The sequence below is a fragment of the Rheinheimera sediminis genome (genome assembly GCF_004005375.1).
Lineage (GTDB): Bacteria > Pseudomonadota > Gammaproteobacteria > Enterobacterales > Alteromonadaceae > Pararheinheimera.
Genome location: NZ_RZUF01000011.1, coordinates 103,858 through 116,918, shown reverse-complemented (window position 1 = coordinate 116,918; position 13,061 = coordinate 103,858). Strand labels below are relative to the sequence as shown.

At 47.4% G+C, this 13,061-nt stretch carries 13 protein-coding genes and 1 other RNA gene; 10 read left to right on the top strand and 4 right to left on the bottom strand.

Annotated elements, in window-relative coordinates:
• Window positions 1–175: 175 nt before the first annotated feature.
• From hisG to EMM73_RS09160, 10 genes are all read left to right on the top strand, one after another.
• Complete coding sequence (gene hisG / locus EMM73_RS09205; RefSeq protein WP_127686149.1) at window positions 176–1,084, top strand: ATP phosphoribosyltransferase; 909 nt, start codon at window positions 176–178, stop codon at window positions 1,082–1,084.
• A gap of 3 nt (window positions 1,085–1,087) precedes the next feature.
• Window positions 1,088–2,431: a histidinol dehydrogenase gene (gene hisD / locus EMM73_RS09200; protein ID WP_127686148.1), complete on the top strand. Its 1,344-nt coding sequence runs from the start codon at window positions 1,088–1,090 to the stop codon at window positions 2,429–2,431.
• On the top strand, window positions 2,428–3,519 hold the full coding sequence (hisC, locus tag EMM73_RS09195; RefSeq protein ID WP_127686147.1) for a histidinol-phosphate transaminase: 1,092 nt from the start codon (window positions 2,428–2,430) through the stop codon (window positions 3,517–3,519). Before hisD ends, hisC begins: the two co-directional genes overlap by 4 nt.
• On the top strand, window positions 3,516–4,586 hold the full coding sequence (hisB, locus tag EMM73_RS09190) for a bifunctional histidinol-phosphatase/imidazoleglycerol-phosphate dehydratase HisB (RefSeq protein ID WP_127686146.1): 1,071 nt from the start codon (window positions 3,516–3,518) through the stop codon (window positions 4,584–4,586). The genes hisC and hisB overlap by 4 nt, the downstream gene beginning before the upstream one ends.
• On the top strand, window positions 4,586–5,188 hold the full coding sequence (gene hisH / locus EMM73_RS09185; RefSeq protein WP_127686145.1) for an imidazole glycerol phosphate synthase subunit HisH: 603 nt from the start codon (window positions 4,586–4,588) through the stop codon (window positions 5,186–5,188). Before hisB ends, hisH begins: the two co-directional genes overlap by 1 nt.
• A gap of 36 nt (window positions 5,189–5,224) precedes the next feature.
• Entirely contained in the window at window positions 5,225–5,962 is a 738-nt protein-coding gene (gene hisA, locus EMM73_RS09180) for a 1-(5-phosphoribosyl)-5-[(5-phosphoribosylamino)methylideneamino]imidazole-4-carboxamide isomerase (RefSeq protein ID WP_127686144.1), read from the top strand.
• Window positions 5,944–6,717: an imidazole glycerol phosphate synthase subunit HisF gene (gene hisF / locus EMM73_RS09175; protein WP_127686143.1), complete on the top strand. Its 774-nt coding sequence runs from the start codon at window positions 5,944–5,946 to the stop codon at window positions 6,715–6,717. Before hisA ends, hisF begins: the two co-directional genes overlap by 19 nt.
• Window positions 6,714–7,340, top strand: coding sequence for a bifunctional phosphoribosyl-AMP cyclohydrolase/phosphoribosyl-ATP diphosphatase HisIE (gene hisIE, locus EMM73_RS09170; protein ID WP_127686142.1), 627 nt, complete (start codon window positions 6,714–6,716; stop codon window positions 7,338–7,340). The genes hisF and hisIE overlap by 4 nt, the downstream gene beginning before the upstream one ends.
• A 104-nt stretch (window positions 7,341–7,444) precedes the next feature.
• Window positions 7,445–8,242, top strand: a complete 798-nt coding sequence (locus EMM73_RS09165; RefSeq protein ID WP_186435172.1) for a substrate-binding periplasmic protein — start codon at window positions 7,445–7,447, stop codon at window positions 8,240–8,242.
• Window positions 8,243–8,413: 171 nt separating this feature from the next.
• Complete coding sequence (locus EMM73_RS09160) at window positions 8,414–8,914, top strand: LURP-one-related/scramblase family protein (RefSeq protein WP_127686140.1); 501 nt, start codon at window positions 8,414–8,416, stop codon at window positions 8,912–8,914.
• Between the two features lie 454 nt (window positions 8,915–9,368).
• Here EMM73_RS09160 and EMM73_RS09155 read toward each other — a convergent pair whose 3' ends face one another.
• From EMM73_RS09155 to EMM73_RS09140, 4 genes are all read right to left on the bottom strand, one after another.
• A complete protein-coding gene (locus EMM73_RS09155; RefSeq protein ID WP_127686139.1) occupies window positions 9,369–11,318 on the bottom strand; it encodes an alpha/beta hydrolase family protein in 1,950 nt (649 codons plus the stop codon).
• Between the two features lie 103 nt (window positions 11,319–11,421).
• Window positions 11,422–11,519, bottom strand: an RNA gene (gene ffs / locus EMM73_RS09150) — signal recognition particle sRNA small type.
• Window positions 11,520–11,590: 71 nt separating this feature from the next.
• The gene (locus EMM73_RS09145) at window positions 11,591–12,181 is read right to left on the bottom strand and encodes a lysophospholipid acyltransferase family protein (protein ID WP_127686138.1); all 591 of its coding nucleotides are present in this window, start codon (window positions 12,179–12,181) and stop codon (window positions 11,591–11,593) included.
• Complete coding sequence (locus EMM73_RS09140; protein WP_127686137.1) at window positions 12,181–13,053, bottom strand: DUF3014 domain-containing protein; 873 nt, start codon at window positions 13,051–13,053, stop codon at window positions 12,181–12,183. The genes EMM73_RS09145 and EMM73_RS09140 overlap by 1 nt, the downstream gene beginning before the upstream one ends.
• Window positions 13,054–13,061 lie beyond the last annotated feature (8 nt).

Genomic DNA, 13,061 nt, shown 5'->3' with positions numbered 1-13,061 from the left:
CGATCAACATCCACTGGCATCATCACCATCATTTATCCGACTAGCCGGTCCGTGTTGACATTGGAGGCTAGGTCATAACCAGCCTCTGGAGGAAAAGTGAAAACAAATTCCAACTGAACCCCGGGGCTAAAATCCCGGGGTTTTTGTTTTACAATTTTATAAGGTGCGAAATAACATGACATTAAACACAGAGAACCAAAGATTACGTATCGCCATTCAGAAATCTGGCCGCTTGTCACAAGACTCTCAGGCTCTGCTGACCAGTTGTGGTTTAAAAATCAACTTACGTGAACAGCGCCTGATCGCCCATGTTGAAAACATGGATATCGATTTACTGCGGGTGCGGGATGACGATATCCCTGGCCTGGTGATGGACGGTGTTTGTGATTTAGGTTTTGTTGGCGAAAACGTACTGGAAGAAGTGTCATTACAGCGCCAGCTGGATAACGAAACCTACGATTACACTGTGCTGGCCCGTCTGGATTTTGGTGGCTGCCGCTTATCCATAGCAGTGCCACAGGAAGAAAACTATAGCTCAGTCAAAGATCTGGAAGGCCGCACTATAGCAACCACCTACCCGCGTTTACTGAACCGCTATTTAAAGCAAAACGGTGTCAATTGCCGTATCGTCAATTTAAAAGGTTCAGTTGAAGTGGCGCCACGAGCAGGTTTAGCCGATGCCATTTGTGATTTAGTCTCCACAGGCGCTACGTTAGAAGCCAATGGTTTAAAAGAAGTGGAAGTGATTTACCGCTCCAAAGCAGTACTGATCCAGCGCCGTGATTTAGCAGATGAAAAACAACTGAAACTGATTAAAAAACTGATGCCACGAATTCAAGGCGTGATGCAAGCCAATGAAAGCAAATACATTATGTTGCACGCGCCACGGGCCCGTTTACAGGAAGTGATAGCACTGCTGCCTGGCGCCGAAAACCCAACATTATTACCACTGGCTGGCAATGACGATCTAGTGGCTTTGCACGTAGTCAGCAGCGAAACTTTGTTCTGGGAAACCATGGAGCAACTGAAAGGCTTAGGTGCCAGCTCTATTCTTGTATTACCCATTGAAAAGATGATGGAGTAAAAGATGCAGTTTCAGATCAGCAACTGGCAACAACTGGATCAAACTGCGCAGCAGGCTTTATTAGAGCGCCCGCTGCAGCAGGAATCAGACAGTTTAAAACAGACAGTGAAGGACATTATCCGCGCTGTTCGCACTGAAGGTGATGCCGCTTTACAACGTTTTAGCCGCGACTTTGACAAGCTGCAAAGCAACCCTTTGCGTTTGTCAGAGCAGCAGCAACAAAGCTTAATCGTCTCTTTATCCGATGAGCTAAAAACTGCCATTCAGATTGCGTATCGTAATATCCGCACCTTTCACGCCGCTCAATTACCGCAGAATATCCGCATTGAAACTCAGCCTGGTGTGGTCTGTGAGCTGAATTACAGCGCTTTGGATCAGGTTGGTTTGTATGTACCAGGTGGCAGCGCGCCTTTACCATCAACCGTGTTGATGCTGGGTGTGCCTGCTCAACTGGCGGGTTGCCGCCGAGTGGTGTTAGTGACACCTCCTGGTCAGCCTGAAGCGGGCGATATTGCCGCTGAGATTGTGTATGCCGCATCACTTTGTGGCATTACCGAGATTTATACTTTAGGTGGTGCTCAGGCCGTCGCTGCTTTGGCCTATGGCACTGAAACCATTGGCAAAGTGGATAAAATTTTTGGCCCAGGCAATAGATTTGTTACCGAAGCCAAACAGCAAGTAAGCCAGGATGCCCGAGGCGCTGCTATTGATATGCCAGCCGGCCCTTCTGAAGTGCTGGTGATTGCCGATGACAATGCTAACCCTGTCTTTGTGGCGGCAGATTTATTGTCTCAGGCCGAACACGGCCCGGACTCACAAGTGGTGTTGGTCAGCCCTTCTGAAGCTTTGTTGGTTAATACCATCAGTGAGCTTAAACGTCAGACAGCTTTATTACCACGCGCAGAAATTGCTAAAAAAGCTCTGAGCAACAGCAGACTGATTTTAACGCCGGATTTAGCGACAGCGGCTTTGGTCAGTAATCAATACGCGCCTGAACACTTAATAATTCAAACTGCTGACGATCAAGGTCTGCTTCGCAAACTGACCAACGCCGCCAGTATTTTTGTTGGCCCTTACACGCCTGAATCAGCAGGTGATTATGCCAGTGGTACTAACCATGTATTGCCAACTTATGGCTACAGCCGTAATCACAGCAGTTTAAGTTTGGCCGACTTTTATCGTCGTTACACGGTGCAAAGCTTAACAGCAGATGGTATGCGCGATTTAGGCCCCACTATTGTTAAACTGGCCAAAGCCGAAGGATTAGATGCGCACGCCAATGCGGTGTCGTTCCGATTAGCAGAGTTAGAGCTTTCAGCAAAAATTTCAGAGGAAAATCGTTCATGAGCCGTATCAGTTCTTTAGCCAGGCAAAAAGTGCAACAACTGGTGCCTTATGCTTCAGCCCGCTTAAGCATGAGTGGCGGCTCGGTGTGGCTGAATGCCAACGAAAACTCCTTAGCCACAGACTATACATTGTCAGGTCAGTACAACAGATACCCGGATTGTCAGCCAAAAGAGCTGATCAGCGCTTATGCATCTTACGCTGGCGTAGAAACCAATCAGGTACTGACCAGCCGTGGTGCTGATGAAGGGATTGAGCTTCTTATTCGTAGCTTCTGTGAACCAGGACAAGATGCCATCAGCATTTGCCCGCCGACTTATGGCATGTACAAAATCAGTGCCGAAAGTCAGCTGGTGGATGTCAACATCGTGCCTTTAACCCAAGAGTTGACCTTGGATCTGCCAACTTTATTTGCGCAAAAAGCCAATGTAAAACTGGTATTTATTTGTAGCCCGAATAACCCTACAGGCGATCTAATACCTCGGGAGCAAATTGTCGAGGTGCTGGAGTTTTATAAAGACAAAGCTTTAGTAGTGGTTGATGAGGCCTATATTGAGTTTGCACCTGAAGCCTCTGTGGCTGGGTTATTAAGCCAATACAGCAACTTAGTGGTGCTGCGTACTTTATCTAAAGCTTTTGCTTTAGCAGGTCTGCGTTGTGGTTTTACTTTGGCTGAGCCTTCAGTCATTGCAGCCCTTCGTCAGATGATAGCGCCCTACCCTGTGCCAGCTCCTGTGGCTGAAATTGCAGTGCAAGCCTTATCAGGCCAGGGCCAGCAAAAAATGCGCGCCACTGTGGAGCAAATCAATAGCTTACGCGACAGCTTCAGTGCTTTTGCCACAACTCTGAGTTATGTCAGCCGTGTTTATCCATCCAAGGCCAACTATGTGTTGCTGTCTGTACCTGATGCTGCTGCACTGGTTAGTTTTGTCGCAGAGCAAGGTGTGCTGATCCGTAACCAATCCAGCCAGCTGGGTTTAGGTCAGGTGGTGCGTGTGTCCATTGGTTCAGCTACCGAAATGGCGCAGCTGCAACAAATTATGTCGTCTTATTCTTTATCACCAAATTCAGAAAAACAGGAGTCTTTATGAGTGCCAAAGCTATTTTATTTATCGACCGTGACGGCACTATGGTGGAAGAGCCTCCTGTAGATAAACAACTGGATTCACTGGAGAAATTAGCCTACGAACCCGATCTGGTGCCTTCATTACTGAAGTTGCAGGCCGCTGGTTATTCGCTGGTGATGGTGACCAACCAAGATGGCCTGGGCACCAGCAGTTTCCCACGTGATACTTTTGATGCGCCGCAGGAAAAAATGATGCAGCTGCTCAATTCGCAGGGCATTCGTTTTGACGATATTCTGATTTGCCCGCACTTTGATAGCGATAACTGCAGCTGTCGTAAGCCGAAGCTGGGTTTAGTGAAAGATTATCTGCAGCAAGGCAAAGTAGATTTCACCAACTCTTTTGTCATCGGCGACCGTTTAACCGACGTGCAGCTGGCCGAAAATATGAGCCTGCCTTCGTTCCGTTACGACCGCGACACTTTAGGCTGGAAAGAAATCACCAAACAGCTGTTAAGCAAAGGCCGTAAAGGCAGTGTCAATCGTGTCACCCGCGAAACCGATATTCAGGTCAATGTCGATTTAGATCAGCAAGGTGGCAACGTCATTGAAACCGGCGTTGGCTTTTTTGACCATATGCTGGATCAAATTGCCACCCACGGTGGTTTTAGCCTGCAGTTAAAAGTCAAAGGCGACTTGCACATAGACGATCACCACAGCGTAGAAGATACAGCCCTGGCTTTAGGTCAGGCGCTTAAACAAGCGCTTGGCAATAAAAAAGGCATTACCCGCTTTGGTTTTGTCTTGCCTATGGATGAATGCCGCGCTGAATGTGTGCTGGATTTATCCGGCCGTCCGCTACTGAAGTTTGATGCCGATTTGGGCCAGGGTGCTGTTGGCACTATGAACCTGGAGATGGTGCACCACTTCTTCCGCTCTTTAAGTGATGCCATGCTGATGACGCTGCACTTATCAGTCAGTCCTGGCAATAAACACCATATGGTGGAAGGTTTGTTTAAAGCCTTTGGCCGTGCTTTTGGTCAGGCTATTAAAGTATCAGGCGAAGCCCTGCCAAGCAGTAAAGGAGTGCTTTAATGTCGCTCGTGATTGTAGATACAGGCTGCGCCAATATCAGCTCTGTCTATTGTGCCTTTCAGCGCTTGGGTGTAGATGCCAAAGTCAGCCGCGATTTAACAGTGATTAAAAACGCCAGCCGTTTATTAGTGCCAGGTGTGGGCGCTGCCCGTCAGGCGATGGCGAACTTGCATGAACGCGATTTAATCACCACCTTACAACAGGCAGAGCAGCCACTTTTAGGCATTTGCCTCGGTATGCAGCTCCTTACCGATCACAGCGAAGAAGGTGATGTCGACTGTTTAGGTTTAATACCAGGTCAGGTCAAACGCATGCAAGTCGGTGATTTACGCCTGCCTCATATGGGCTGGAATACTTTGCAGGTAGAAGAGAGCGCGCAAAATCACCCGCTACTTAAGGGCATAGGCGAAAAAGACTATGTGTATTTTGTCCATAGTTTTGCAGTAGCGCCATCCGATACCACTCTAGCCCGCTGCAACTACGGAAGTGATTTTGCCGCTGTGATTGGCAAAGGCAATAAGCTGGGCGCGCAATTCCACCCTGAACGTTCAGGTGCTGTTGGTGCTCGTTTATTACAGAATTTTTTGGCTTTTAATGGTTAATTTTTCTCATCCGGCCTTGCCGTTACAGGATTGAACGTGATTATTCCAGCTATAGATTTGATACAAGGTAAAACAGTGCGGCTCTATCAGGGCAGCTACGATAAAACCACTGAATATCAACAAACTCCACTGCAGCTGCGCGATTTATACGCTGAAGCTGGCGCAGGCATTTTGCATCTGGTGGATTTAACAGGGGCAAAAAACGCTGCGGACCGCCAACTTGAGCTGTTAACCAGCTTAATGAAAAACGCCCCTCTGCCAGTGCAAGTAGGTGGTGGTGTGCGCACTGCAGCTGATGTAGAGCAGTTACTGGCAGCAGGTGCCAGCCGTGTAGTGGTAGGCAGTGTGGCTATTCGTGAGCCAGCAACAGTGCAAGGCTGGTTAAGAACTTATGGCGGCGACAAAATTGTTCTGGCGCTTGATGTAGCCATTAATGCCAAAGGCGACAAAACTTTGCCAAGTCACGGCTGGATTGAAGAGTCGACTATTACGCTTGAGCAGGTGCTGGATGGCTTTATTGCTGCTGGCGCTAAACATGTACTGTGCACTGATATCAGTAAGGACGGCACCTTGCAGGGGCCTAATGTCGCCTTGTATGCCGAGCTTGTGCAGAAGTATCCGCAAATTCAGTGGCAAGCCTCTGGTGGTGTGGGCTCTTTGGCTGATATCAAAGCGTTAAAACCCACTGGCGTTGCTGGTGTGATTTTAGGCCGGGCCTTGCTGGAAGGTAAGTTCACAGTTGAGGAGGCAATCCAATGCTGGCAAGACGCATAATTCCTTGTTTAGATGTGCGCGATGGCAAAGTGGTCAAAGGCGTGCAGTTTCGTAACCACGAAATCATTGGCGATATAGTACCGCTGGCCAAAGCTTATGCCGAACAAGGCGCAGACGAGCTGGTGTTTTACGATATCACTGCCTCCAGCGATGGCCGAGTGGTCGATAAAAGCTGGGTGCGCCGCATAGCAGAAGTCATCGACATTCCGTTTTGTGTCGCCGGTGGTATAAAATCTGTCGCTGATGCTGGCTTAATACTGGAAATGGGCGCAGATAAAATCTCTGTCAATAGCCCTGCTCTGGCAAGGCCTGAACTGATTAGTGAACTGGAGCACAGCTTTGGTCAGCAATGTGTGGTGATAGGCATCGACAGCTTTTTTGATAAAGAAACAGGCCAGTATCAGGTCTATCAGTTCACAGGCGATGAAAGTCGCACCCAAAAAACCCGCTGGCAAACGCTGGACTGGTTAAAGCGGGTGCAAGAGCTTGGTGCAGGTGAAATAGTGCTGAACTGTATGAATCAGGATGGCGTGCGCCAGGGCTATGACCTCACACAACTGCAACTGATGCGAAATGCGTGTAAAGTGCCACTGATTGCCAGTGGTGGCGCAGGGGCTATGCAGCATTTTGCTGATGTGTTTGAACAAGCCGATGTAGACGGCGCTTTAGCCGCTTCGGTGTTTCACAAAGGCATTATTCCAATACCAGAGCTAAAAGCCTTTTTATTAGAACGTAAGCTGGAGATCAGGCCATGAAACTGAATTTAACCAACCTGGACCAGCTGGATTTCAGCAAAGGCGATGGCTTGTTGCCGGTCATAGTGCAGCATGCCCGCTCCGGTAAAGTGCTGATGCAGGGTTTTGCCAACAAAGAAGCGCTGCAAAAAAGCCTGGAAAGCGGCGATGTGACTTTTTTTAGCCGCAGTAAAAACCGCTTATGGACCAAAGGCGAAAGTTCAGGCCATACGCTGAAATTACAAAGCATGGCGGCAGATTGCGACCAGGACAGTATTCTGGCCTTGGCTCTACCTATTGGCCCAACCTGTCATGTTGGCACCGAAAGTTGCTGGCACGCCGAAGACGCCAACCAACCCGACTTGGCCTTTTTAGACCAGTTAGAACAAGTGATCCACAGTAGATACGGCGCTGACCCCAGCTCCAGCTACACAGCTTCATTATTTGCCAAGGGCGTCAAACGTATAGCGCAAAAAGTCGGTGAAGAAGGGGTAGAAACTGCGCTAGCCGCCACAGTGGGCGATCGTGAAGAGCTGAAAAACGAAGCTGCAGATTTGATTTATCACCTGTTGGTGCTGCTAAAAAGCCAGGATTTGGCTTTGCATGATGTACTGGAGGTTTTGCGCCAGCGCCACACCAAATAACAGCACAAGGTCCAACACTAATTTAAAAACACAGATCTAAAACATCTGTGTTTTTTTGTGGCTGTTTTCTGTGCTTTTTCTACAGCTCTACTATGCTGCTTATGATGATAGTCTTCAACTTTCTCAAGCCTGCTGGCCTAGTCCTTTGTCTGACCTGTATCCTGCTGACCAGCCTGTCAGTGCGGGCTGATCCGCCCTGCCATTTTAGTGCTGGCCTGAATGAACAAAGCAATCAAACTGACCATGACCACCACACCGATATTGCAAGCTGGCAAGAGTTACATCAGGAGTTGTATTTGTTACTGGCCAGAAGCAGCGGCTGCAGTCTGAATTTTGTTTTTCTGCCCTGGTCCAGAGCACTGCAGCAACTACAAAGTGGCGAGCTGGATCTATTGCTCACAGTGTCAAAAAATCAAGACCGGCAACGCTATGCTGATTTTATTGGTATTCACTACAACGAAGAAGCCATACTGGTGCTTAGGCGTGATCTGATTTTTAAAGTGAAACAGTTACAGCATCTCATAGCGCTGGAGGATCAAATTGGTGTGATGCGTTTTGGTTATTTTGGCGAAGCCTTCGAACAACTGCGCACCGAAGGTCTGGAATCACGGTTACTTTTTGTCAGCACCTTGCAACAAAAACTCGATTTACTCACCCATGGCCGAGTGGCTGGTATTATCGAAGACAGAGCACAATACAGGGCTTGGCTGAAATATCAGCCTGAAGCCGATAAAATCTATAAGGAGCATTTGCTGGTTCATAGTAATCCAGCTTACTTTGCCGCGAGCATCAACAGTATGAACCAGCAACAAAGAGATCATTTAAGGCAAAGCTGGGCTAAGGTCTATGGCAATGCCGAGCATCAGACCATACTCAGCAAATTTGGTTGGCCTCTGCACTAAGATAGCCGCATCGGCCTTTTGGGCAACTGTCATTTTTTAATCAGAATAATTGAAAATTTACCTCTGGATAATTTTGTAACTCAATATGTAAATCCTTCAAAAAAAAGTAAAACTCAGGCAGCATAAGAAAAATTGTAGATATGAGCCAAAAGCGGGAATGGAGCTGCACTGATGAAATATAAAATAAAACAGAAACTATTCAGCCTGACGGACAGCTTTCGCATTGAAGATGAGCATGGTAACGAAGCCTTTAGTGCCAAAGGCAAGTTTTTCAGTATCTCCAGCAGTCAGACCCTGTTTGACAGCCGTGGTGCTGAGATTTTAAAAATCAAACGTAAGTACCTCAGCATTATGCCGGCCTGCCGCCTGTTGTGTGCGGATGGCAGTGAATGGCTGATCCGCAAGTGCTTTTGGCCCTTCTGGACAAGTCGTTTTACCCTGACAGGCCCTGCTGGTGAGCTGGAAATGCACGGCAATTTATGGCAACACGAATACAAAATCAGCCAAAACGGCAAAGTGTTGGCCGAAGTTTCAAAGTCTTGGTTTAGCTGGTCGGACACTTATGGTGTGGATATTCACGAACCTAAATTAACAGCCCAACTGCTGGCTGCAGTGATAGTCATAGACCGTATCCAGCATTCAGGTAAAAACTCCGTCGTAGACGATGATTAACAGTAAATAAAAAGGAGCAGCGAAGACACCAATGCCAGTCAGATAAGTGACCTGATGTGATGATCTCCTCCCACCTCGGCATCGATATACCATCATTGAATTGCAAACAATCAAAAATGGGAGAAGACCATATGCAGATTAAGTAGTTTTTATTCAAAAACCGCCTATCTATTCAATAGTTGGTGCGGACGCAGTGGGAAAAGCAAAGCCCAGACTGCCACGCCCTAAACCCACCCTTCGAGGCTTCTGTTCGGCTCCTTGCCTCACAGCGGCTGCTTAGTGCTTTGCCTTTCCTCGCTTTGGATGGTCTGTTTTTTCAGCCTCAGTCCGAAGAAAGTCCATTCGTGCTGTTGAGGATACAGCTATTCTGCTACCAAACAATGAGGCCAGTCAGTTTAACTGACTGGCATTAGTGCGAAGAACCTCTTTTCGCTCGAAATTAAAGGCTGCACGCTTAGAGTGGCAGGTATTTATTTAAGAACTGATCAATGGCTTCAAAGGTCTGCTTCCGATGAGGTAAATAGTCCAGATGGTGAGTCCCTTCTTCGATTTCGATGTACTGAAAGACTTTTTTCTGATCCGCCAGTTCTGAAGCCATCAGACGAGCCTGACGCACGGGTACACTGCGGTCTTCAGTGCCATGAAGCAGCAGTACCGGAATTTTGATTTTGTCGACCATATTCACCGGAGAGTTTTCCTCCAATTGGTCCTCATCTTCACCCATCTGTTTTTTGGCCAGATTATAGCTGGTAAAATTACGGTAGCTGTTGCGCTGCTCTTCCAGATCAGTCACGCCAGCAAAACTAATGGAGCATTGGTATAAATCCGGTGTGCGCGCAGCGCCTAACAAGGCAGCATAACCGCCATAACTGGCACCCATAATACAAATCCGTTTTGGATCAGCTATGCCTTTTTGGATCAGGTGCTGTACGCCATCGGTAATATCATCCTGCATCGCCATACCATATTTCCCTACCGCCTGACTTAAGAACTCGTGGCCATAGCCTGTAGAGCCGCGGAAATTAGGTTGGAATACCCTGTAGCCTTTGTTGACCAGATAGGCGGAGAAAATATCAAAACTGTTGGAATCCTGAGTAAAAGGTCCACCATGAGGCAAGACGATTAAGGCTGACGGCCCTTCTGTATCTTTAGGTGTCGACAAAAAGCCTTCAATTTCAAGACCGTCTCTGGCTTTGTAGCTAATACGCTGTTTCGGCACCAGATTGTCTTCATTCAAGCCTGGGTAAGTTTCAGACAATAAGGTTAAAGATTTATCATCTCTGTTACCTAACAAATATAAACCAGGTGTGGTGGCATTGGATGCATACACCAGATAGCTACGTTCATCAGCACTTAACTGAGTGATGTAATTGACCGTATCTGGTAATACTGCATCTAAGCCTGCCTGAAAGTTTTTAAACTCCTGGTCCCAATACAGACTGTCGGATGATTCGTCATTAAAATAGATACCTACAGGCTCCTGACGAGCAGATGAGTAGATCAAATCGCCTGCGATATCATACTTCGGATGACTTAGGATCAGCTGCCTTGGAAAATCCGCTTTACTGATATCCACTTTAAACACGGCATCACGGCCTTGATGCACAGCTGTGATATACAAATCTTTTGGATCTTTGCCAAAACCCAGAATAGAAATAGCTTTATCAGAAAAGGCAGGCCAACGGGCCAGTTCCTGCCAGGACTCAGTGCCAGGAGGTAAGACTCTAATACTGGTTTCAGTCGATTTATCATCATAGCCCACACTAGCTCTTGGCTCACCTTGTCTGTCCACTACCCAAGATTTAACATTAATGCGGTATTTTTTTACCAGACTGGCGTTACCTGTTTTTACATTGATTTTATACAGGCTGTCATGACCGGCCATCTGTCGATCTAAGCCAAGCAGGAAATGGTCGTCATCCGGAAACCGAAATTTGACAACATCATCCTGAAATTGACTTTGGTATTCATCTGCAGTGGCCGGTTTGACCATAGGCATAAATTCAGCACCAGCCTTGGCTTCCATGGCGAAAAGTCTGGTTTCATGTGTTTTTGCAGCACGGCCAAGACCAACACTACGTACGGCACCAAACCGAAAACTCACCAGTAAATGGCTGTTATTGGCCCAACGCACCCAAGCAAATCTGTATTTTTTGTTATCCGTTTTGGCTAGATAAACAGTTTGCCCTGATTCGAGATCGATCAGTTGAATAGCGGTAAACTCTTTTAGATTTTTCAGTGCTATCAGCCGCTTGCCATTCGGAGATAAGCTGAGCTGCTCTATACGTTCGCCCCGATAAAAGGTCTCAAGAGGGAGGGGTTCCGCTTTGGTTGTTTCAGCCGCCAGACTGAGCATAGGCAAGGTGGCACTGAGCAATATGGCCAGAGCCAGAGAGAACTTCATACATAATCCTTTACATAGAATTGGTTAGCTACATCAATTTACTTAAAGTGATGACAGTACACAAGTTGGAAAACGAAAAGCTTAGGAGATATTTGGGTGGCGACCTCACCAGCCGACATCCCGGCACATACGTTATCCGCTTTGGCTGCTTCCTTCCGGACCTGACCAGGTGAACGAATTAGTATTGCGGGAGGACCGATGAGGCCACCATTGAAGATACCAGTGAAACTGGTGCGCGCATTATGCTGAAAAGCTTTTGGCTGTGCAAGAACTTAAGCGTTTTCTGGATACTTTGCGGTCATTTGCTGAAAAAAACTACGCATCCGCTGCAAATCGTCGGCGAAATTTTCACCAACCGTGACGCAGGGACCAAACACCAGTTGTTTGTGTTGATAGTCAAGCCCCACCAGGCAGACTGGTATATTGGCTTGTTTAGCAATAAACCAAAAACCCGAACGCCAGTTTTCTACCTTTTTACGACTGCCTTCGGGCGACAGTCCGAGCCATAAGCTATCTGACTGCTGAAATTCAGCGACGACCTGCCCCACTACACCATGGGGATGGCTGCGATCTACTGCTATGCCACCCAAAGAGGTTAACAGTCCTTTGACAGGCCAAACAAAAATACTGTGTTTACCTAAAAACCTTATCTTCAAATCTAAAGCAAGAGCTGCCGCTATCCCAACAAAAAAATCTTGATTTGAGGTATGAGGAGCAACGACTATGACCATCTTTTTGTAGTCGGGTACCGAACCTGTAATAGTCCAGCCGCCAAGCGACTTCAGTAAGAAAAGCCCGAGTTTCTGACTCAGGCGGCTATGACGTCGGGGCAAAGTAGCAGGAATTGCAGGCAAACCAGACATTAAGGTTGTGCCAATACCAATTGGTGAGCTTCTAAAACCCTTTTCAGACGTTTTTGATTATCTGGCCCTAACCTGATCATCTGACGTTGTGCCAAAGGCAAAGCTTCGGTTTCAGCATCAGCGTAAGTGTAATACACATTTGGACGGGCTAATTCCATGGGAGGAGCAATTTCAGGCGCAGCCAACAATACTTTGATAGCCTCCTGCAACCGGACACGAAATTGAGCATCCGGATAACCTAATTCTGCATAAGCTTGTTGCATCAAGGGATAGTAGTATTCAAACAAACGTTTGACTTCGGTCACAGAAACGCTCTCCAGTAATTGCAGGTAAGGCTCGTAACGTTGGAAATTAGCCGGGTCCAGCTGCACGCCACCAGCATCTGAGGGCAAAGTGGCAAACTTGACTGTCATAGGCTGAAGCAGCGCCTGATTTTTTGGCAAAGTCCCCTGGGCAATGTTATCCACATTTACCACAAAACGGCGGATCATATCTTCAGTGACAAAAAGTGACGCCAAACCAGCTTTCCAGCGTAAGCCCAACAAACCACTCTTCACTTCGGCATCTGAGTTATCCAGACTGGGTAATTTTACTGTCGGTTCAACGGCTACGGCATCGTCAAGTGGAGTTTCCTGCAAGGGCGTTTCGTCCTGTGCTTGCACTGTCAAACTATCGACAGGCTCTTGTTCAGCTGTCAACACATCAGCCGGAGCTGGTTGCTGCAATACAGGCACAGGGGTTGGCTCGGCGTCCGGTACTATGGCTTCATCAGATCGGAAAAAAAACCAGACAATAGCGAGTAGGGTGACAGCTACTACAGCTAAACCTATGTAATATTGTTGCTGGCCTGTGCCAGAAGCCTTCTCGGTCATTTTTGTTA